Origin of the sequence: Agarivorans albus, from assembly GCF_019670105.1 — a bacterium.
Classification (GTDB): domain Bacteria; phylum Pseudomonadota; class Gammaproteobacteria; order Enterobacterales; family Celerinatantimonadaceae; genus Agarivorans; species Agarivorans albus.
Map to the genome: position 1 here is coordinate 4,372,731 of NZ_AP023032.1, position 23,609 is coordinate 4,396,339.

Consider the following 23,609-nt stretch of genomic DNA (forward strand, 5'->3'; position numbering starts at 1 on the left):
AACCTCAGCTAGCCTGAGCTCCAGTAAGTATTTACTCTTTTAATGTAAAAGCTAAACGGTCAATTTCTTGCCCGTTCACATGCAAAGCCACAAAGTGCTCACCAGGGTAGTATTTGCGAGTAGAGATAGCTTTGAAAGAATGGCTCTTTTCTATCGCAAACATCTCTCCTTTGTTTAAGCTAAGGTTCTTTAATTTAAAGACTTTACTGGCGGTTTTACCGTTAGCTTTCATAAAGTGCACAGCGTAATCTAAAACAAACTTTTGCTGCATTTTTTCAGCGCGCAGCGCTAACGCAAAAGTGAGCGAGTCACCCATTGTCACTTGCTGATCTAATACCGCAAATTCTTCAAGTTTTAGCTGAGGATCAGCGGTATAACCCAGCAACGGAAAGCTTTTAGGATGACCTTGTTTTACCAAACTACGCGTAGCATGTTTAATTAACCACTGTAGATCGGCGTTTGCACCTTGTTGCCACACTTGGCAAAGATCCAAAACTAACTCTGGATGGTCTTTAGCGATGTCATTTAGATTATTTGCCACTGAACGACGAACATACAAGCTACTATCATTTTTAAGCGCTTCGAGGATCGGTAAAATTGGGGCAGGATCAGCGATCAACTCTTTTAGTTGTGCTCCCCAAGGGAGGCGCGGCCTACAACCTTCGCTCGCTAAGCGTCGCAAGTGTTCATCATCACTGGTTGTCCAAGCAAGTAGCTGCTCCCAACTTTGCTCAGGATACTTTTCAATAAATGGGCGAATCGCAAATTCCGCACTAAATAATGGGCTTAATGCAGCCAAAGCCTTAAAGGCATGCTGAGGATGCTCTATTCCTGCCACTGCCACAAAATCGGTTACTGGCCAAATAGCAAAACCACGTAAGCTGTCGTCTGGGTCACCACGATCCCAATGCTTAGGAAGCGCAACCAGTATCTTAGAAGTTTCGGTGAAGTCTGCTGGCAGGGTTTGTTGCAACACCGCAATCAAATGCATAACCCGCTGCTTTAGCTCTAAGGTCTCCAAACCATCAAGAGCTAAATCAACAAATCGCTCACGGTCAAACTGCGGATAAACTGCCTCTATACCTTGAGCAATACGCTGCACTGCGGGTTCGGCTAAACCAGTTTTCATTAGTTCCACTCTATTCTCTCCAAGATTATTCTTCAGCAGGTATAAACGATTCTTTGTTGATTTCAATAAATCAGTAAGTATTTAAATACTAATTAACAAAACCACTATTGACACAAATCACAATTAAGGCGTCACCAAGTATTTATATAAGATAGAAAAGAATACATTGAACAAAAAATAACTCATCTCAAACTAGAAGGCTTTAAATGGAATTATTACCCTCTAAGCAAATGCTTACAATAGCGCTGCTATCTCTGTCGGTGATAGCTTGTGGCGGCGGTGGCTCGGCTAGCTCCCAATCGGATCAAGTAGAAGAACCAATACCAGAATTTCCTGAGATATTTGGCGAACAAAAATCAAAAAAAGCCAGCGGCTTTATTTACCCAACCAACTCAATTTCAATGTATGACAGCAGTGTTTGTCGAAACTACGATGCTTACTATGAAACAGAAAACGTATTGGTATTTGGTAATAGCGGGACAAGTACAGAGCTATTTGAACGCTTTGCCACTTGGACTGAATTTGGATTGCAGGAGCTGAAAAGGCAAATGGGGGTTGATTTAATTGCTTTTCAGCAGCGTTACCCATTTAGTTTAGAAACATACTTAGTTGCTACAGATTACTTGTATGAACGCTTAAATGAAGGGGGTGGAGAAACACTGTTCATGCAAGTTACAGGCGATGAGCTCCCTACATCTTATCAAGACTTAACTACCGGCACTTCCAAACGTCATTATCTATATCAACAAATTCGCCATTTAAACCCAGAACAAATCAACAACTTAATTGCTTTAGTCCAAGCACACTATTTGCCCAGTGAGCTCTCCACCAGCTTTGGGCAAACCTTACCCGGAAAATCGTTGGTTTGCTTAAACACTGCCTTTAATAACAGTAACTTATGGGCAACAGGAAACTTAGTAGGCTATACAGCGAGAACCAACGACTCAAGACCTAGCTCAGCTTACATAGTTACACACGAACTGATGCATACGCTACAACACCAATACCTAACTTACTTAAGTCAAGTAGATCGTTGGTTTTTAGAAGGTAGTGCTGAGTATGCCATGGGCCATATTGCTAGCCCATCGAATCACAACCAACGTTACCCCTTAGACGATAAGTGGGAAAGTACATTAGGTGCGGTGGCCTATGGCCACTACAACATAGCAGTATCCTACTTAGAAGCAACGTCTCCGGGATTTATCATTAACGTGCTCAAACATATTGCAGATAACGGTGTGTATCATATTGTTGATTACGCTGAATATCCTGAATATCAATACGACAGAATAAATCAACCTAACCCGGACTTTAGAAATGCTTTCAATGCTTATGCAAAACGCCCTGATGGAAGCGCCTTAACTTACCAAGATTTTGAAAGTGAGTACCACCAACTAATAGACCAATGGATAGCACAGACACCAAGTTCATTAATGCGGAAAAGTACACAAAAATTAGAACAAAAAGACTGGTTCGAATTGCAGCGGTAAACTGAGCGAAGTCAGCCCCTGGCTGACTTCTATTTTTACATTAAGGCACCAACCAGCGGGTTAGCGACGAGCGAGTCAGCAACCAACTCAGCACAAAGGCGAGCCCCAAGGCAGCAGCGCTAATCACAATGAGCGCAATGCTAGAGTGCCCAAACCACTGATAAATACCATAGTCGGGATTACGCACCGGAATTAGAAACAAAGGATGGACTAAATAAATCCCAAAGCTGTACTTAGAAATTGTTTTAATGAAAGGACGTACTCTTTGCGGTATCCGCTCAGCATAAGCTTTTATCAATACAAATAAGCTCATGGCGATTACCGCAGTGTTCAAGCTTTTATAGCCCATAAATACGCTACTGTATTCCCCCTGCTGCCAAATATAAAAGGCACTGCCTAATACATTAAATGCCAGCATCGCTCCACCGGTTGCCAACCAAAACTTCAAGTGGGCTTGCTGGTCGTTATTAAACAAATACCAGCCCATTACTAGGTAACCGCTATACAAAATAATGTTTTGGCGAAGTGGCGTTTCTACCTTAAGCCAGTGCATTAAAGTAAGCACTAACCAAGCCGCTAGTAGCAGCAAAATACGTTGTTTTTCCATCTTATAAAGTAAGGGAGCAAGCAAGGGAATCACAAAATAGAGAGGGATGAAGTCGTAAAAGAACCATAGGTGATACCAAGTATGCTCGTTAGGCGAATGCTCCAACAAAGTCGCGGTTGCCTCCCAAGACCAAGCCCCTTCTTGATAACCGCCAACAAAGGCATAAATAACCGTCCAAGCCAAAAATGGCAATAGCACCTTGGCAAGTCGCCTTGGTAAATAATGGGCTGCATTAAATGGCCGCTGATCCGACATCAGCAACGCGCCACTAATCATGATAAAAATAGGCACTGCCCAGCGGCTAATAGCATTAAGAGAAATGGCTGGAAGCCACTCGTGCCAAGCCAGTTCGGGCACCAATTCGCGATAAGGGCCAAGTACGTGAATACCCACTACTGCTATGGCAGCGATAAAGCGTAAACACTCTATATAGAACAGCGACGGCTTAGCCACTTGATTATTAGCCATAGCAATATTAACCTTTTTATTATTAATGAGAAGACCAACAGCAGTTTGGTTGCCTAAGCCTTACATTAACTTTACACTAAGATCTTGAATAAAGGCCAGTTTGCAAGGAGTGCAGGTGCCAATTTATAGCCCATGGAATGACAAACGAAAGTTTGTTTTCGGCTTATCTTTTATGCTGTTGTGTGCCTTTTGGCTAACCTCATGGTTAAGCTACCAAGTTGCGCATAACTCACTAAGAGACCAAATTGAATCGAATCACCTGCCTTTAACTAGCGATACCGTTTATTCGGAAATTCAACGAGACTTATTGCAACCGATCTTTATTTCATCATTGATGGCACAAGATACTTTTGTTCGTGATTGGGCGATTTCCGGCGAAAAAGACGCCCAGCCAATCATTCGTTATCTGGATAACATTCAACAGCGCTACCAAACCATTACTAGCTTTTTTGTCTCTAGCCACAGTGGCCGTTACTATCACCCCTCTGGCATCATTAAGACCATATCCAGTGATGAACCAGATGATGCTTGGTTTTATCGCGTCAGCCAATTACCGCCTTCCCAAGAGTACGAAATCAACATCGATTACGACACTGCAGACCAAAGCAGAACCACGGTCTTTGTTAACTACAAAGTATTCGATTTTGAAGAAAAGTTGATTGGCGTAACCGGAGTTGGACTTAACATCGAGTTTGTAAAAGAGCTTATTCAAGTCTACCAAACACGTTATCAACGCAGCGTTTATTTCATCGATGCCTTAGGCAATGTCACCTTAAGTGGCGCTAACTTCCAAGGCCCCCGCAATATTAGTTTGCGTAAAGGTTTAGCCTCTCAAGCAGCTTCGTTGCTTAGCGCGGCCAAAAACAGCTATCGCTTTAGCGAAGACGGTCAACAACACTATTTGAATGCTCGCTATATCCCAGAGTTTAACTGGTACCTAATAGTTGAACAGCAAGATGTTCCAGAGATTCAAGATCTAAAACACACGCTTTGGATAAACTTAAGCATTAGCCTGTTAGTTACAGTTTGCATGTTAATTGTGGCTAACTTTACCCTAGGCCGCTATCAACGCCGCTTAGAAACGCTGGCATCCACCGACAAATTAACCGGTATCTATAATCGTCAAACCTTTGAAGGTCGCTTAGAGCAAGTAATAGATATTCAACATAGGGCCAATAGTCCCTGCTCCATCATCATTTTCGACATCGACCACTTTAAGCAAGTAAACGATAAGTATGGCCACTTAGTCGGTGATAAAGCCTTAAAAAAAGTGGCCGAAATAACCCGCCAATATATTCGCCAATCAGACATATTATGCCGTTGGGGCGGTGAGGAATTCATTGTTTTACTGCCTAACTGCGATGCGTTAGCGGCACTAGAAGTAGCTGAAAAGATTCGTTTAGGCGTGAATCAAAGCGAACTCGATATTGATGGCAACTTACTTACCATGAGCATTAGCTGTGGCATTGCCCAAATAAAAACCCATGAGATCCTTGCCAGCCTATTGGTCGATCGCGCCGATAAAGCAATGTATCGCGCCAAGCAAAATGGCCGAAATAGAAGTGTATTGGCGGAATAAGCTTACCCGCTAAATAAGCTATTTAGCGGGTAGTTGAATCTATTATTTAGCTTTTGGTGGGTAGTTTTCTAACATCAATGCTACTTGTTTATTGATGAACTCAGCGCGACTTTCTGGCCCCATGGTCTCACGCAGCTGGCTTTGTGAAATTGAGCGCCACACCAAGGCATTAGTTGCGGGGTCAAAAAACTCTACAACTAACTTACCGTACTTACGTTCTTTATAGCGATCAGGTGAACTTACGCCAATTGCGCCGTGTTTGCGGCCTACGCCCACTGAGAACGAACCACCGTATGATTCTAACTCCGTTGCTATATCAACCCGGTAGTCGACCAGCATATCGGCTTCTTCAACCGCTACCGCTGGTATACCTTTAGCCTGTAATTGGGCGGTTAATTCACGTTCAATTCGTTGACCATCAATAGTTGCCACTGCATCTTCTGGCATTGGCACAAAGGCAAAATCTTTGAATTGAGAGAAGTCTTGATCAACATTGTAATCTAGTGCTGGTTTTACCGTGCATGCGGCGGCCATAAAAGACAAACACGCAATTGCAAAAATTCGAAACATAGTTCACTCCAAGTGCTTATAAGCACAAATTTCAATACCTTAAATCTAACACAAGTACGCCAATTTACCCCACCCATTATTGCTGTGACTAGGAGCTGTTGATCTTTGGTGTTGAAATTTTGTTCGAGATAAGCGGGCTTTAATCGCGGCGAGCACTTAGAAGCCTAGTGGGCTAAGCAAGAAGCGCTTAACAAAGAGTAAAGTTCGCTTATCCGAACCCTTCGGGCAGCATTTCTTAGCCATTTATTCAGCGTTAGCGAGTGATTATTAAGCCCACTTATACTGCACACTCACTGCCTTGCCTAAATGGCTAATAAATTGCTGCCAAAACCATCAGAAAAGATCAACAGACCCTAATGCTTAACCAAGTACCAAGGCTTTGCTATAATCGCCACCGTTATTTTTATAGTGGTTTATCATGTCTCAATTTGAACAACGCTTTGGCGGCATTGCGCGCCTTTATGGTCGCTCGGCGCTCAACACCTTCCAACAATCTCATGTATGTGTAATTGGCATTGGTGGCGTTGGCTCGTGGGCAGCAGAAGCTTTAGCTAGAAGTGGCATTGGTAAAATCACCCTGATAGATCTCGATGACATCTGCACCACTAATACCAATCGTCAGATCCATGCTATTGCTAACACTGTTGGTCAGTCAAAAACCGGGGTAATGCGTCAGCGTATTTTGCAGATCAACCCAGAGTGCCAATGCCTAGAAATTGAAGATTTTGTCACTAAAGATAACCTTAGCGAATACATCACCAAAGACTTTGACTATGTGATTGATGCCATTGATAGCGTAAAAGCTAAATCAGCCTTAATTGCTTACTGTAAACGCAACAAAATCAAACTCATAACGGTAGGTGGTGCAGGCGGGCAAATAGATCCTACGCAAATCCAAATTACAGATTTGGCCAAAACCATTCAAGATCCTCTAGCAGCTAAAGTCCGCAACGAGCTGCGTAGATTCTACAACTTCAGCAAAAACCCAAAACGTAAGTTTGGGGTAGATTGCGTATATTCTACCGAGCAACTCATTTACCCAAGCAGTGATGGTGAAACCTGTATGGCTAAACCCGATGCGGGCGGTACTATGCGTATGGATTGCAGCAGTGGCTTTGGTGCGGTCACTCACCTAACCGCTAGTTTTGCCTTTGCAGCCGTGTCTCGAGTGCTGAAAAAACTCGCCGTTAAAAGTAACTAAAGCGTCTAATAAATATTCACTAAGCCTTAAAAAAATAAAGGATTACCTCGTTTTTTGAGCTTGCTGTTCTATGCTTAATTCAATAGCAAAGGAGAGCAAAAATGTCTTGGGATAAAACCAGCCTACGCTTCAAAATACTGTCGGTTCTTGTTGCTTCGTTAGTGCTGCTTATGGCGGTAGCCATATACACTGCGCTGCACCTAAGAGAAACCGCAAACAGCTTTGATAAACTCACCCACAATGAAGTACATCTTGAAGAAGTGGCTCTGCTGTCCCACATCGCCTTTAAAACTCAGATCCAAGAATGGAAAAACGTGCTTCTGCGTGGTCACGACCCAGAGCAAAATAAAAAGTATTGGGATCGCTTCCAAGATAAGCAAAAAGAGGTTCAGCAACAGGTTGGCAAACTGGTCACAGAGCTAAGACAAGCCAACTACCCAGAACTGGCAAAACTTGCAGAAGAATTTTTAGCTTCACATAAACAACTCGGCACCGCTTACGCTAAAGGCAAAGCCGAATATGAAGCAGCAGGCTTTGATTTTAAAGTTGGTGATAAAGCGGTAAAAGGCATTGATAGGGCCCCCTCTAAATCCATGGCGCAGCTTAGCGACCAACTTAAATCGATAACCGCCGAGCAGGTCGAACTAAACACTGTGCGCGCCCACAAGGTGAGTAATATCAGCTTCATCATCATTGGTATTAGTGGCCTACTAGTGATTCTTGTTAGCTTCTTATTTATGGAGCGCCAATGCATTACGCCCATTAACTCTCTAGTAGAAGACATAGATGTGCTAGCCAATGGCAAACTCAATATTACCGTGCAGCTAGAGCGTGGCGATGAGTTAGGCAAGCTGGCCAATGCCACCCGCAAATTGCAGCAGTTTTTACTCAGCACCGTGTCTGATTTAAGCCAATCGGGTGAACAACTGCATAACTCATCTAACATGTTAAACAACATGTCAGAAGATCTCGCGAAAGGAACTCACCAACAACGTGAAAGCTCTGATTTAGTGGCCACTGCCATTCAGGAGATGTCGCACTCGGCCAACGAAGTATCAACAAATGCAGCCAATACCGCCGATACCACCCACAATACCGACTTAACCGCACACAATGGCGCCGAAGCGATGAAGCAGGTTATCACCAGCATCAATACTCAAGTTGCTGATATTAGCCATGCTGGAGAAGTGGTTAAAGATTTAGCCGCCGATACCAATAATGTTGGCGCAGTATTGGATGTGATTAAAGGCATTGCCGAACAAACTAACTTGCTGGCGTTAAATGCCGCGATTGAGGCAGCGCGTGCCGGTGAACAAGGCCGAGGCTTTGCTGTGGTAGCTGATGAAGTAAGAACTTTGGCGCAAAAAACCCAACAAAGTACTAGCGAAATTCAAAACATTCTCGAGAAGATTCAAGGTGGCGCTAACAATGCAGTAACAGCCATGGAGCAAAGCCAAAGCCGAACCGACGAAGTTGTAGAACAAGTAGAAACAGCAGAAAGCCTGCTATCAGAAATTGTTACCTCTATTGGCAGCATTAATGAAATGAACTTACACATTGCCTCTGCCGCAAAAGAGCAAACCACTGTTGCTGGCGAGATTGCTTCACTGATCGAGCGCATTGCCGATGTTGCCGCGCAAAACTCTCAGCAAGTGGATGAGTCTAATCAAATTAGTGCTCAGCTTAATCAATTAGCCGATGACTTTAATCAGCAACTTAAACGCTTTGTTTATTAAGCCATTTGTATCGCGATTATAAAAAAGCCCAAGCAATTGCTTGGGCTTTTTACTAGCTGCAGTATTGGCTTAGTCGGCTACCGTATCACCTACCAAGTGATCAACACTAGGAACAGGTTTATGGTTTGCACCTAGGTAAGAGTAAATCACTGGTAATACAAACAATGTAAATATTGTACCAATAGATAGACCCGCACAAATAACCATACCAATATCAAAGCGTGCTGCTGCACCTGGACCAACAGCGAGTAGCAATGGTACCAAGCCCGCAACCATAGAGATGGTGGTCATCAAAATTGCACGCAAACGAATTCGGGCAGCATGACGAATCGCGGTGATCTTATCTTCACCTTTCAAGATTTGACGCTCTTTAGCCACTTCACACATCAAAATACCGTGTTTAGTAATCAAACCGACTAAGGTAATCATACCAATCTGGGTATAGATATTGAGTGAGGCTAAGCCCCAGCCCATCATCAGCAAGGCACCACAAATCGCTAGCGGTACCGACACCATAATCACAATTGGGTCGCGTATGCTTTCGAACTGCGCTGCCAATACCAAGAAGATAATCGCCAATGCTAAACCAAAGGTGGCATACAAGGCCGAACCTTCTTGCACAAACTGACGAGATTCACCTTTGTACTCAAAACCATAACCCTTAGGTAAAATCTCAGCAGATTTTTGCTCTAGGAACTTAAGCGCGTCACCCATGGTTTGGCCAGGCATAAGGGCACCGTTTAAGGTGACCGAGTTGGTTTGGTTCATTTGCAATAACGAGCTTGGCTGGCCAGTTAAGTCCCATTCAATCAAGTTAACCAAAGGAACCGGGCTACCATCAACGGTTTTCACATAGAACTGACCAATTGCCTCAGGGCTTAAACGGTCTTCGCGCTTAACCTGAGGAATCACCTCGTAAGAGCGACCATCATAGTTAATATGGTTGATATAACCATCGCCCATTAAAGTGCCTAGTGTGCTGGCAATGTCTGCCATTTTCACCCCATAGGCACCAGCTTTATCACGGTTAACTTTAATGTCTAAGGTTGCCGTTTGGAACTTGGTGTCTAAGTCGGTAAAGACAAAGTAACCGCTTTGCATAGCAGCTTGTTGTAGCTCCTGCGCTAGGCTCACCAAAGTGCGGTAATCACCGGTACCTTGCAATACAAACTGCACTGGGAAACCACCACTGGCACCGGGTAAAACCGGCAGTGGGAACGAAGCGACCGATACACCAGCGATGTCGGCGGTTTCGGCTTGAATCGCTTTAACCAGCTCATCTTGGCTCATGGTGCGATCTTCCCACAAAGTGGTGTTCAAGAAGCCTAAACCCTGGGTCGCACTAGGTATACCCGCTAAAGTAAATGCGCTGGCAATATCGTCTAAGGCCATGCCGCGTCGACCCACTTCGGTGGTGTATTGATCCATGTAGTCAATGTTTGCCCCAGCCGGACCATTCGCCATAATCATTGCAGCGCCTTTATCTTCGGCAGGTGCAAGTTCAGTAGGAATAATCTTCAGTAGCGGGTACAAAGAGCCCATCACTATAATGGCGAAGATCACCACCACTGGGCGGTACTTTAATACCCCACCAACCAGTTTGTCGTAGCCACTGTCTAAACTATCTAGAAATTTGTGAACGCCTACTTCAAAACGGCCCGGATTAGGGTTGTGCTTAAGCAGTACCGAACACATCACCGGCGATAAGGTTAAGGCAACAAAACCCGATACCACAACCGCACCGGCAAGGGTAAGGGCAAACTCGGCAAACAATACGCCAGTTAAACCTTCAACCATAGCAATCGGCGAGTACACTGCTGCTAAGGTAATAGTCATCGAAATTACCGGCAAGGCAATTTCGCGGGTACCAACAATGGCAGCATCAAAGGGTTTCATCCCTTGGCGAATATGCCGGTCCACATTTTCCACCACAACAATGGCATCGTCCACCACCAAACCAATAGCCAGTACCATCGCCAGCAAGGTTAATAGGTTTAGCGAGAAGCCTAAGGCTTGCATGGCCAAACACACACCAATCAGTGATAGCGGAATCGCGATAACTGGAATGAGTACTGCGCGCAAGTTACCCATGAACAAGAAAATCACAACCACAACAATAATGGTGGCTTCCACAATGGTGGTAAGTACTTCATTAATCGACGATTCAATATATTCCGTTGAATCATAAAGTACTTGCATACCCATGCTATCTGGAAGGTTAGCTTCCAAGTCGGGTAGCATTTCGGTAATCAACTTGGCAACGGTTAGCGGGTTGGCAGTAGGAGTTGGGTCAATGGCTACCACAACCGCAGTTTGTGCATCAGCTTTCGCTCGCACGGTTTCACGTGCTGCATCCAGCTCCAGCTCAGCCACATCGTTTAAGCGCACAATGCCACTTTCGCTGCGCGCAACAATCAACTGCTCAAACTCGGCACGGGTTTTAAGATCGGTATCAGCTTCTACGTTGTAGAGGAAGAAACGGCTTTTAGCTTGACCCGGTGCCGACCTAAAGTTGTTGTTTTGCAGAGCGTTAACCACTTCTGCAGCGGTAAGTTTATGGTTCGCCAGTTTTACTGGGTCTAACCATACACGCATCGACAACTGAGGCCCGTAAACATTAGCCTTGGCAACGCCCGTTACTGTAACCATTTGCGGCTGCACGTTACGGTTTACATAATCCACAATTTGCGCCGCTTTTAGCTCATCACTGCTAAAGGCAATGTACATAATCGAAGTACTAGAACCGGTTGAGCGCGAAATGTTGGGATCTAAGGCTTCACTGGGTAACCGCGCACGTACAGCGTTTACTTTAGCCATAATCTCCGACAGTGCAGCATCTGGGTCGGCACCTGTTTTCATGTAAGCAGTAATGGTACTGCTGCCCATAGAAGAGTTAGATTCCAAGAAATCTAAATTATCCGCCTCGGCAATTGACTGCTGTAATGGCTGGGTAATAAAACCCTGAATAACTTCTGCAGGCGCACCATAATAAGCGGTGCTTACTGTAATAACCGTGTTGGTTAGCTCTGGATACTCGCGAATTTGCAGCTTAAATACTGATTGAATACCAATAATCAGCAGCAGCAAACTTAAAGACAGCGCTAATATCGGTCGCCGAATAAAAATATCGGTAAATCTCATGACCTACGCTCCTAATCTTTTGGCAAGTTTTGGTCGCGTTGTACGAAGCTATCTTCAACAATACGAACCACAGCCCCGTTACGTAAACGCACTTGACCAGAAACCACTACTTGCTCGCCGGCGTTCACGCCTTTATCGATTACAGCAACATCGCCGCGACGTTCACCCACCGTTACTGAACGTTGCTTAGCAATTAAGGTTTCGCTGCCGTCGTCTGCGGTTTCACTTTCTAGCACGTAAATAGATTCACCGTATAAGGAAAACGAAATAGCCTGCTGTGGCACCACAATTTGATTAGGCTGCACCGCTTGCCAAATACGTACACTGGCGTACATGCCAGACCGTAAAAGCCCTTCAGCATTTGGAATGGTAGCCTGTACCTGAATCACACCACTTTGAGGGTCAACGGTAGGTTCAATGGTAGTGATTTTGCCTTTAAACCACTGCGCAGGATAAGCATCAGAGTTAAGCTCAATCTCGGTACCAACATTGATAAGCGATATGTCTTTTTGCGGCACAATAAAGCGCAGCAACATATGATCGAGGTTCTCTAAACGAGCAATGTCGTCACCCGCTTGCAAGTATTGACCAAGGTTGATTTGGCGAATGCCCATTACACCGTTAAACGGAGCGCGAATATCACGGCGCTCAATAGTGGCTTTAAGTGCTTCAATATCACTGACCAAGGCAAGGTAGTTTGCTTCCGAGTCGTCAAACTGGGTTTGCGAAACCGAACCACGATCCAGCAAGGTTTTATTGCGCTCCATTTGGCGCTTAACCGCTGGAAGCTTGGCCTTAGCACTAGCCAGGTTGGCTTTTTCAACGTCAGCTTCTAGGCTCACCAATAGTTCACCCGCTTTTACTGTGTCACCCGAAGTAAAGTGAATTTTAGTCACCAATCCAGCCACTGAGCTACTAATATTCACACCTTGGTAGGGCTCAATAAATCCAATTGATTCAATTGCTGGCTGCCAGTCTTCTGCATTAGCTGTAGCCACTTCCACAGGCATTTCTGGCACCGGACGATTAGCCATAAATTCGGCAATCATCTTTTGTTTGAATAGGTAAAAACCAAACACGCTACCAAACAGAATCACTGTTATGACTAGCATGATTGCCATCCATTTTTTCATTTCCCACTCCAATCACTAAGGGTGTATGGTAATAGCATCCCAGCTAGCTAAAAGCGCGGCATCCATGTCTTGCTTTGTAAAATTCGCTTCTCGAAGTTGAGAAAAGCGACAAATTTCGAGTATTTGGCCAAAGGCCAAGGCGTATAACATTTCGCCTGGTAAAGGTTTAAAGCAGCCTTGTTCGACACCACGGCTAAAAAAAAGTTTTACCGGTTTAAATAATTCCTGGATAAGCGCTTTGTGACGAGCATTCTTAGGCAAGGTCTCTAAATGGACCCACAAGCGTTGCACATTCACATTTTCTTGATGGTAGTGTAGTGCATTTAGCCACAAACGACTGTGGCACTCTTGTAAGCTCTGTGCCGTATTAACATCTGCCAAAAAGGCCTCGGCAAACAAACGCAAATTACGCTCATGAAGCTCCGCCATCAACTCGTCTTTATCTTTAAAATACAAATAGATGGTACCGGTCGCTACTTTTGCCTGCTTGGCCACGCGGTGAATAGACACAGCCTCAAGCCCTGATTTGTTAATCAGCGCCTCAGCTGCCATCAATATACGTACGCGTTTATCGGAAATCATAAAAATGAACATTTGTTCAGTATTTTTCGCGATTATATTCCTCATCAAAAAACAATCAATGAATAATTGTTCATTTTACGAATTCTTACCTTTGTTAAAGAATATGAAAGCGTTAAAGCGGCGTAGATCAGCCCTCTCTGATCGGCTAAAATGCACGGCCCGTTTAGAAGGAAAGCTCCGTGAAGTTAAATCCCGCACAAGATAAAGCCGTTAGTTATGTATCTGGCCCCTGCTTAGTATTAGCAGGCGCAGGCAGTGGTAAAACACGGGTTATTACCAACAAAATTGCTCATTTGATTCAAAACTGTGGCTATAAGGCAAAAAACATTGCCGCGGTAACCTTCACCAACAAAGCCGCCCGCGAGATGAAAGAACGTGTCGGCCAAACCATGGGGCGTAAAGAATCTCGGGGATTACGGGTATGTACCTTCCATACCTTGGGTTTAGACATTATTCGTCGTGAATACCGCAGCCTAAAGCTAAAACCTAACTTCTCGTTATTTGATGACCAAGACCAAATGGCCTTGCTTAAAGAGCTCACCGAAAAACAACTCGAAGGCGACAAAGACTTATTAAAGCAACTACTAAGCTGCATCTCTAACTGGAAAAATGATCTGGTGCTACCGGCACAAGCGGTGGCAAGAGCAACCGGCCAAAGCCAGCAAGAGCAATTGTTTGCCCACATGTACGAAGCCTATCAGCGTCAGCTTACCGCCTATAACGCACTAGACTTTGATGACCTAATTTTAATGCCTACGCTATTGCTCACGCACGACGCAGCAGTACGTAAACGTTGGCAAGATACCATTCAATATTTATTGGTAGATGAGTATCAAGATACCAATACCAGCCAGTATCAGCTGGTAAAATTAATTACCCAGGAGCGCGCATGCTTCACCGTGGTGGGTGACGATGACCAGAGCATTTACTCTTGGCGTGGTGCGCAGCCTAAAAACTTGATGCAGCTGCAAAAAGATTTCCCCGCTTTAGAAGTGATCATGCTGGAGCAAAACTATCGCTCAACCCAGCGGATACTAAAGTGCGCCAACATTCTTATCGAAAACAATGAGCATATTTTCGAGAAATCTCTGTTCTCCGAGTTAGCCTACGGTGAACCGCTTAAGATTCTCTTTGCGAAAACCGAAGAACAAGAATCTGAGCGGGTAGTGGCCGAGTTAATTGGTCACCGCTTTATGAATAACGCCAATTACCAAGATTACGCCATTTTATACCGCGGCAATCACCAGTCTCGGCTGCTCGAAAAAACCTTAATGAACAACCGTGTTCCCTATAAAATTAGTGGCGGTACCTCGTTTTTTGCCCGCGCCGAAATCAAAGACATCATGGCCTATCTACGGGTATTGGTGAACCAAGACGACGACAACGCCTTGCTGCGTATCATCAATACGCCACGTCGAGAAATTGGCCCAACTACCTTAGAAAAAGTGGGTACCTACGCCAACGAGCAACAAATCAGCTTGTTTGCAGCAACTACCCACATAGCTATGACCAGCATTTTGCCCACCCGAGCACTTAATGCGGTGAATGAGTTTAGTCAGTGGTTATTGGCATTAGCCGAGCGTGTTGAGCGAGGAGATGCTCAGCAAGCTGTACGCGACATGATCCGTGATATTCACTACGAAGACTTCCTTTACGAAACCAGCCCCAGCCCTAAAGCTGCAGAAATGCGCATGAAGAATGTCTCAGAGCTATTTCGCTGGGTAAGTGGCATGCTCGAAGGTGATAACGACAATGAGCCAATGACCTTGCCACAAGTGGTGAATCGGCTGATTTTACGCGACATGATGGAACGTGGCGAAGAAGACGAAGAAAGCGATCAGGTTCAATTAATGACCTTACACGCCTCAAAAGGTTTGGAGTTTCCTTACGTCTACCTCATCGGCATGGAAGAAGGTTTATTGCCGCACCAAAGCAGTATTGATGAAGACAATGTAGAAGAAGAACGTCGCCTTGCTTATGTTGGGATTACTCGGGCCCAGCGCGAACTCACCTTCACCTTAACTAAAGAGCGTCGCCAGTTTGGCGAGCTAATCAAACCAGAACCAAGCCGTTTTTTATACGAACTGCCACAAAACGATTTAGTGTGGGAGCAACGCCGTAAAAAGGAAACCGCTGAAGAACGCCAAGAAAAAGGCAACAAAGGCATTGCTGCGTTGCGAGCCGCGCTCAACAAAAACAACAGCTAAATTACACCATCCTTAGTTAATTAACATCATTTGGTCATATTTAAGATCAACGATCTTAAATGTGATCCTGCGCTAATTACCTTCTAAAGGCACAACATATTTGTGACCGAAACGGTTTTCATCCCATAAAAGCGCCTTACTCCAAGGTTTTATGAGAATAAACTCACAAAAAAGTAATCAAGGATGGAGAGTACTGATGAATGCATTAGTTGAACAACGTCAACAAGCTCAACTGCATTTTCAACAAGGTGAGCAGAATATTATAGTGGGTGATGCCGCTGCCTGCCCCTTGCCGCCAGAACAATTGGCTGCGCTAGACGCAGACTCTCCCTACGTAGTAGAAGTATTCGAAGGTGGTTTAACCGCTGTTGTATATCATTTATGTATTAATGGTCGCCATTACAACCTCAAGAAACGTCGCGCTCAAGCCTTAGTGCACAATGTGGATGGTGAAACCTCTTTTCTCAACGAAGTACAACGCCGCCGAGATATTCAAGCACTTAAAGACAAACCAAGCACAGCTAAAGCCTACCAACATATCGTAACCACCTTGTATGCCAACTATCGCCTTGGTTTTATGTTGTCACCTTGGATTGAAGGTAAACCATTGTGTAGCTTTAGTCGTGAGATTTTTAGGCAGATCTTCGACACCCAATTTGCTTTAGAACAAGCAGGTTTAATGGAGTGGGATTTATCTCCTGGCAACATCATTTACGACGGCCGACAAATCCACTTGTTCGACTTTGGTTACATGTATCCTTACGATCCATTAGAGCACTTTAATAGTGATGGCTTAGCAGCACCGGATTTTCACGCAGTAGAGCGCTTAGAAACGCGCAATGTATTTGGTTACCTGCTGCGCTATCAAGATGTAATGACCGCTGCCGACCAACTCGCGATTTATCGTGAGCTAAAAGAAGCCGCCTTAGATGTTTATACCCAAAAGCTCATTTGGCTAAAACAAAACTATGCTCAGCCTGCAATTATCCAATGGCAAACAGAAATTATTGAACGCTGGGAATATGCGTTAGACAACGAGCGTTCACTGAAAAATCTATTTATTGCAGAAAGCTTCCGCTCCCACTGTTTAGACATTGCCGACGACATTAGTGGCAAGAGCTGCACCCCAATGACCTTAAAGCGCATCGACAAAGTCATCACCATGGCTGCCACTGTTTATTTACAGCTTCAAAACAACGGCGCGCTGTTGTTTGACAACGCAGAGCTGGAGCAGGTCGACCTAATCAAAAAATACCAAGATTACCGTCAACTAGCGGCCCAGTACCAACAGAAATAAATTCTACAATTCAAACCGTTAAGCTTTATTTACAAAGGCATCAACTTATCTTGATGCCTTTGTGATGACAGGCTCACATTTCTGTACATTTTTTATCCTTCCTTTATGTTTTTTCTCTAACATTGCTATAGCCATGGCCAGCAGAATGATCTGCGCTGTGGTCGAACAACTATAACAATGATTAAAAACCACTAGCGTTGAGCGAATTTACAAAATTTTCGCCATAACCGGGTGGTTAAAAATACAGCAAGAAAAACAGTATAAGGAAAGGATCCATGAACAAGTTAACAATCGCTCTCGCGGGGGCGACGTTGCTGTCTGCGCCTGTGGCAGCCGAATGGAACTTTAGGGGTACGCCAAACCAATGGCAATCCACTCCCCTTGCGGTAGTTTCAGGAACCGAATACACCACTTGCCAAAGTTTTGGTAGCAATGACCCACGCTTTAAAATCGATCGCTTTGGCGACTGGAACGAAGCCTACCCTAGCGCCGATGTGCGGGTTGATGCTAACAAGAGCTATAACATTAGTTTTTTTAGCGACAGCAAAAATATAAGCACTACAGAAGTTGCAAGCTGTGGAGAGATAGAGCCACCAGAGGATAGCTGGTTCTATCGCGGTACTTCCAATGGTTGGACTGCCACAGCCATGACCAGCAGCGATAACCTAAACTTTTGTACTACCCAGAGTTTTGCTAACGATAACCCACGTTTCAAAATCGACCATTATGGCGATTGGAACGAAGCTTACCCAACAGCAGACTTTATAGTAACTGGCAATGCTAGCTACCAGATTTGTTTTAACGCCGATTCAAAACAAATCACTGCAACGCCAACCACCACAGAAGATACTCAAGCCCCTACAGTAAGCGCTAATCCTGCAGCGGGTTCTTACACCCAAGCTCAGCAAATCAGCTTAACTGTTAGCGATAATCAAGACAGTGCGCCCAATATCTACTGCACTACCGATGGCTCAATACCTACTCAAGCTTCACCGCTATGTAACAATGCAAACTTCACTGCTAGCGATGTCGTGGCCAGCGGCGTTGATTTAAGCCTAAAAGTACTTGCGGTTGATGAAAGCGGTAACTCCGCAGTGAGTAGTTTTGATTACACCATTAGCGACGCCCCAGCAGATACTTGGTACTTCCGCGGCACACCTAATGGTTGGCAAACCACTGCAATGACCACCAGCGATGGCAACAACTATTGCACCACTCAAAGTTTTGGCAGCAATAACCCGCGCTTTAAAGTGGATCACTTTGGCGATTGGACCGAAAATTATCCAAGCGCTGATGTAACGGTTAATCCAGATACCACCTACGATATTTGTTTTGATGCCAGCAGCAAACAAATCACCACAACAGAGATTGAAGGTGAAGACACAAAAGCCCCTGTGGTTAGCGCCTCTCCATCAGGCGGCCGTTACGCCACCGCGCAACAAATTAGCTTAAGTGTTAGCGACAACCAAGATCCAGCGCCTAAGCTTTATTGCACCACCGACGGCAGCATACCCACTACCACACTCAGTCAATGCAACCAACAGAGCTTTACCGCCGAAGATATCCTAGTTGATGGGATTGATTTGGTATTAAAAGTATTGGCTGTAGATGCCAGTGGTAATCAGGGTGTAACCACCTTTAACTACACCATTGACCCTAACATCACCAGCAGCGGCGACTTCCGTGAAGAAAATGTTTACTTCATCATGACCGACCGTTTTGCAGATGGTGATACGAGCAACAACAACATTTGGGGTGACGAGTACTTACCAAATGGTGAAGCTGATAAGTACAACACGAATACCAGCAAAACCGGTCCTTTGTCTTACTACCACGGTGGTGATTTCCAAGGCATTATCGATAATCTCGATTACATCCAAGACATGGGCTTTACCGCCATTTGGATTACCCCAGTGGTTAAACAGCCTGAAGGCCGCCGCTTTAACGCCAACGACGACTACGAGGCTTCCGCCTTCCACGGTTACTGGGGTTACGACTTCGATAAAATCGATCCGCACCTACACTCTTTAGGTAAAGACAATGATGGCTGGGCAGGTTTTGACGCCTTAGTGGATGCATTGCATTCGCGCGGCATGAAGATCATGCTCGACATCGTGGTAAACCACGGTCAGCCGGGTCAATCGGTAGTGGGCTCGAAGAGTAAATGGGCCGACCGAGCGCTAGAGATTAAAATGGATGGTCAAACCTGGAATTGGGAAACCAATGACCCTTACATGGATGGCGCTAAAAATGGCTTCTTTAGCTACGCCAGTACTGGGAATACCTGGTTGATCGACTTGCTCGATTTTAACGAACATGGTGACGATGACCAAAACGCGACTAAACATCTAATCAATGTGTATAAGCGCTTTATCGACCATGGCGTAGATGCTTTCCGTATTGATACGGTATCGTATATGACTGCCGATTTCTGGGAACGATTCACCCTAGAAATGGATGCTCATGCTCGTAGTTTAGGCAACGACAACTTCTACATGGCAGGCGAAGCATGGACAGGCGATCGCAAGTCGGCGGTTGATCTAATCTACAACGGCCAAGGCAAAAAATTCCATATGTTGGATTTACATGGTTCTTCCATGGACTTCCCAGGTTGGATGGGCAAAGCCTTTAGAGGGGAAGCAGGGTTTGACGACGGCAATGGCTACGCCCGTATTGCCGGTGCCGATGGCGATGCCTCTGGCATTTACGACCCAACCTATCTAGCTACCTTTGTAGATAACCACGATGTTACCCGCGCTAACGGTGTATTGAGTGAAACGCAATATCTCAATAATCTAAACTTTATCTACTTGTTCCGCGGTCTGCCGGTGGTGTTTTACGGCACCGAGGTGCTGTATTCAAGCTGGCCACACTACATTACCACCACCGAAAAAGATGATGTAGTAGCACGTTGGATGCTGGGCTCAGAAGGAATTAACTTCGCCAAAACTAACCAGCCAACGCTTTATAAGCACTTAAAAATGCTAAATAGCCTGCGCAGCTCTTCTGAAGCCATTCAAAAAGGTCAGCAAATCGACTTATTGCTAGATGGCGATCATGCTGCATTTGCTCGTGATAATGGGGCAGCTGTAGCTTACGTAGCTCTCACTAAAGGCAGTGGCTTTAGCTACACCTTTAATAACATGGCGAATGGTAGCTATCGTTTAATAACGCCAAATACCAACGCCGCCAGCTACAACGAGCAAACCATTACTGTGAGCGGCGGCAGCCACTCAGTAACGGTGCCAGCAAACAGCTTTGTGATTTTAGACAAACTATAAATCTCAATATTCCCACCTAGCCATTTTGCTCTGTGCGGAATGGCTGGGTGGATTAACTATGGAACAGTTAATATCATGAAAAAGACAGCATTAGTCATCAGCTTATTGGCAGCAAGCTCTGCCGCTCAAGCTGATTGGTTTTATCGAGGCACCAGCAACGGCTGGGCAACTAGCGCTTTAGAACTTGTTTCGGGCAGTGAATACCGAACTTGTCAAAGCTTTGGTGCTAACGATCCACGCTTTAAAATTGATCGCTTTGGCGACTGGAACGAAGCTTACCCAAGCGCAGATGTTCGGGTAGACGCCAACAAAAACTACGAAATTCGCTTCTTTAGCGACAGCAAAAACATCACCACCACAGAAGTGGCTACTTGCGGAGATGTAGAGCCACCAAAAGATAGCTGGTTCTACCGCGGCACTTCTAATGGCTGGGCAACAACAGAAATGGCCAGCACCGATAACGTCAACTTCTGTACTACTCAGAGTTTTGCCAACGATGACCCTCGCTTCAAAATCGACCACTACGGCGACTGGAACGAAGCTTATCCAAGCGCAGATTACACCGTTACCGGCAATGCCAGCTACCAAATTTGCTTTAACGCTGGCTCAAAGGCAATTACGGTCACGCCAGACGACGTTACGGATACTCAAGCACCGGTGGTTACTGCTAACCCAGCAGCCGGCTCTTACACCGAAACTCAGCAAATCAGTTTGAGTGTGAGTGATAATCAAGACAGCTCACCGTTGATTTACTGCACCACCGACGGCACTACACCAACAGCAGCTTCCAGCCCCTGTAACGATGCCAGCTTTACCGCCAGTGATGTAGTGAGCGATGGGGTAGATTTAAGCTTAAAGGTATTTGCCATCGATGCCAGCGGCAACTCTGCCTTAAGCACCTTTGACTACACCATTAGCGATGCACCGGCCGATACATGGTACTTCCGTGGAACCCCCAATGGCTGGCAAACCACCCTAATGACCAGCAGCGACGGTAATAACTACTGCACCACGCAAAGCTTTGGCAGCAACAATCCGCGTTTCAAAATTGATCATTTTGGCGATTGGACTGAAAACTACCCAAGTGCAGACGTATTAGTAGACGCTAACTCTACTTACCAAATCTGTTTCAACGCCACCACCAAAGCAGTAAGCACGGTTAAACAAGGCTGCGAGCCTAACTGCGGTAGCAACAGTGAAACCTTAGGCGCGGTTTACTCCGCAGACAGCACCACCTTTTCAATATGGTCGCCAGAACATAGCAATGTAAAAGTGGTGGTTGATGGGGTTGAGCACACGCTGCAAGCAGTGCCTGACTTCGCCGGTTACAGCCAAGTTTACCAGGTAACCGTTGCAGGCGACTTGCACTTAAAACCTTATACCTTCCTTATCAATGGCGTTCAGGTTCGCGACCCATATGGGAAGATGTCACAACCTGGTACTGGCGATTACGAAGCCATTAACATTGTGATGGACATGTCGCGCACCGAACCTGTTGGCGGTTGGGCTGCACGCCCAAGCTTAGTTGAGCGTGAAGATGCCGTAATTTACGAAGTGCATGTTCGTGACTTTACTATCGACCCAAGCTCGGGTGTAAGCGCTGGTAACAACGGTAAGTTCTTAGGCATGGTGGAAACGGGCACCACCATTAATGGTGTAAAAACCGGTATTGACCACTTAAAAGAGCTAGGCGTTACCCACGTGCAGCTATTGCCAGTGTATGACTTTGCCACCTGTGATGGCCTGCCAGACAGCGACCCTTGTTACAACTGGGGCTATGACCCTCGAAACTTTAACATTCCAGAAGATCGCTACTCGGCCGTTCCAACTAACTATGAAGAGCGAGCGCGTGAGTTCAAAACCATGGTGAACGAGTTCCACAAAGCTGGAATTCGAGTCATCATGGATGTGGTATACAACCACACCTATGATGATGAAATGTTTGAGAATATTTCTGGTCAATACTATACCGCCAGCGACTTATCTGGCACCGGTAACTCGATTAATGCTGATGTGCCAATGGTAAGCCGCATGATTCAAGACTCCTTAGAGTATTGGGTAGACGAATACGGCATCGATGGTTTCCGCTTCGACTTAATTGGTATTTTCTCTTATCAAGAAGTTGAAAAATGGGGTCGCCACTTAAACGATACCTTTGCAGACCGTAAGCTATTGATTTATGGAGAACCTTGGAACGGTTACGCAACAGATCCTCTAGAAGGTCAGCGAGTTCGTTACGGTACCACTCACCACTTAGCCGATGAAAACATTGGGGTATTTAATGGCGCTTTCCGCGAATCATTAAAAGGTTCAAATGACGATACTCGCACTGGTTACATGTTTAATAATGTAGATGCTGCTGAATCTGGCTGGGCGATTTACGATGGCTTTCAAGGTTCGCCCTACAACCCAAATGATGGTCGTAACAGCACCTGGTTCCGCAATTACGCGGCCGACCCAGAGCAAAGCATCAATTACATTTCGGCCCACGATAACTTTGGCCTTTGGGATAAGGTTTATTTAAGTACTTCAAGCAATGTGCAGCAAAATAGTTCGCATCAGGTGATTAGCTTTAATCCCCCTAGCGATTTAACCTACCCTAAACGAGTGGTTAATTTTGGCATGGGCATGATACTTACCAGCCAGGGCATACCTTTTGTACATGCCGGTGACGAGTTCCTGCGCACCAAAACCAATAACCAGCAAATTAGTAACCCATCAGCTTGGAACTATAGCGCTCATGGAGGTACGCATAATACCTACAACGCACCAGATAGTTTCAATGCAATTCGTTGGTCCAACAAAGCAGATAACATCGCTACCTTTAACTACTTTAAACAACTTATTGAGTTGCGCCGTAAACATGCGGGCTTGCGCATGAATACCAGCCAAGAAGTTGCACAGTACTTAAATGTTAGCCGCCCGGACCAATTTGGTGGACAGGTGATAACAGGCCACATCACCGATCCTAGCGACAGCCATAACCTGTTTATTGTATATAACAGTGGTAATAACCAAACGGTAAGTTTACCTGCAGGCAGCTGGACTAAGGTAGCCGATGCCAATGGAGCCGTTAATGCTGGCAACGTATCTGGTAGCACCGTGGTAGAAGGCACCGCAGTTACCATGTTTACTCAAGCTAAATAAATAACACTAGCCCTTATAACTCAAAGCCCAAGTGATTCACT

At 45.2% G+C, this 23,609-nt stretch carries 14 protein-coding genes; 8 read left to right on the forward strand and 6 right to left on the reverse strand.

Features of this window, described 5'->3' with window-relative positions; genetic code table 11:
* Positions 1-31 precede the first annotated feature (31 nt).
* Complete coding sequence (locus K5620_RS19795; RefSeq protein WP_040307229.1) at positions 32-1,129, reverse strand: DNA alkylation repair protein; 1,098 nt, start codon at positions 1,127-1,129, stop codon at positions 32-34.
* A 206-nt stretch (positions 1,130-1,335) separates the two neighbouring features.
* Here K5620_RS19795 and K5620_RS19800 point away from each other — a divergent pair, with 206 nt between their 5' ends.
* Positions 1,336-2,619, forward strand: coding sequence for a hypothetical protein (locus K5620_RS19800; RefSeq protein ID WP_016401938.1), 1,284 nt, complete (start codon positions 1,336-1,338; stop codon positions 2,617-2,619).
* 40 nt (positions 2,620-2,659) lie between these two features.
* Here K5620_RS19800 and K5620_RS19805 read toward each other — a convergent pair whose 3' ends face one another.
* Positions 2,660-3,694, reverse strand: a complete 1,035-nt coding sequence (locus K5620_RS19805) for an acyltransferase (RefSeq protein WP_016401939.1) — start codon at positions 3,692-3,694, stop codon at positions 2,660-2,662.
* Positions 3,695-3,866: 172 nt separating this feature from the next.
* On the opposite strand from K5620_RS19805, the gene K5620_RS19810 reads away from it, so the two are divergent.
* Positions 3,867-5,273 carry a sensor domain-containing diguanylate cyclase gene (locus tag K5620_RS19810; RefSeq protein ID WP_051147620.1) on the forward strand — a complete coding sequence of 469 codons (1,407 nt, stop codon included), beginning with the start codon at positions 3,867-3,869 and terminating at the stop codon, positions 5,271-5,273.
* A 42-nt stretch (positions 5,274-5,315) separates the two neighbouring features.
* On the opposite strand, the gene K5620_RS19815 is transcribed toward K5620_RS19810, so the two are convergent.
* Positions 5,316-5,843, reverse strand: a complete 528-nt coding sequence (locus K5620_RS19815) for a DUF4136 domain-containing protein (RefSeq protein WP_016401941.1) — start codon at positions 5,841-5,843, stop codon at positions 5,316-5,318.
* Positions 5,844-6,261: 418 nt separating this feature from the next.
* Between K5620_RS19815 and tcdA the strand changes: the two genes are divergently transcribed.
* A complete protein-coding gene (gene tcdA, locus K5620_RS19820; protein ID WP_016401942.1) occupies positions 6,262-7,044 on the forward strand; it encodes a tRNA cyclic N6-threonylcarbamoyladenosine(37) synthase TcdA in 783 nt (260 codons plus the stop codon).
* Between the two features lie 101 nt (positions 7,045-7,145).
* On the forward strand, positions 7,146-8,780 hold the full coding sequence (locus K5620_RS19825) for a methyl-accepting chemotaxis protein (protein WP_016401943.1): 1,635 nt from the start codon (positions 7,146-7,148) through the stop codon (positions 8,778-8,780).
* 69 nt (positions 8,781-8,849) lie between these two features.
* Here the strand turns inward: K5620_RS19825 and K5620_RS19830 are convergent, their stop codons facing one another.
* The 3 genes from K5620_RS19830 to K5620_RS19840 are packed head-to-tail and all read right to left on the reverse strand — an operon-like array spanning position 8,850 to position 13,636.
* Positions 8,850-11,921: an efflux RND transporter permease subunit gene (locus K5620_RS19830; RefSeq protein WP_016401944.1), complete on the reverse strand. Its 3,072-nt coding sequence runs from the start codon at positions 11,919-11,921 to the stop codon at positions 8,850-8,852.
* A gap of 11 nt (positions 11,922-11,932) precedes the next feature.
* On the reverse strand, positions 11,933-13,054 hold the full coding sequence (locus K5620_RS19835; RefSeq protein ID WP_016401945.1) for an efflux RND transporter periplasmic adaptor subunit: 1,122 nt from the start codon (positions 13,052-13,054) through the stop codon (positions 11,933-11,935).
* A gap of 15 nt (positions 13,055-13,069) precedes the next feature.
* Complete coding sequence (locus tag K5620_RS19840) at positions 13,070-13,636, reverse strand: TetR/AcrR family transcriptional regulator (protein ID WP_194164145.1); 567 nt, start codon at positions 13,634-13,636, stop codon at positions 13,070-13,072.
* Positions 13,637-13,815: 179 nt separating this feature from the next.
* Between K5620_RS19840 and rep the strand changes: the two genes are divergently transcribed.
* From rep to K5620_RS19860, 4 genes are all read left to right on the forward strand, one after another.
* Positions 13,816-15,843 (forward strand): DNA helicase Rep, encoded by a 2,028-nt coding sequence (gene rep, locus K5620_RS19845; RefSeq protein WP_016401947.1) that lies wholly within the window; start codon positions 13,816-13,818, stop codon positions 15,841-15,843.
* A 196-nt stretch (positions 15,844-16,039) separates the two neighbouring features.
* The gene (locus K5620_RS19850) at positions 16,040-17,140 is read left to right on the forward strand and encodes a protein kinase family protein (protein ID WP_016401948.1); all 1,101 of its coding nucleotides are present in this window, start codon (positions 16,040-16,042) and stop codon (positions 17,138-17,140) included.
* Between the two features lie 275 nt (positions 17,141-17,415).
* Complete coding sequence (locus K5620_RS19855) at positions 17,416-20,421, forward strand: alpha-amylase family glycosyl hydrolase (protein ID WP_016401949.1); 3,006 nt, start codon at positions 17,416-17,418, stop codon at positions 20,419-20,421.
* A gap of 75 nt (positions 20,422-20,496) precedes the next feature.
* Positions 20,497-23,568, forward strand: coding sequence for an alpha-amylase family glycosyl hydrolase (locus K5620_RS19860; protein WP_016401950.1), 3,072 nt, complete (start codon positions 20,497-20,499; stop codon positions 23,566-23,568).
* Positions 23,569-23,609 lie beyond the last annotated feature (41 nt).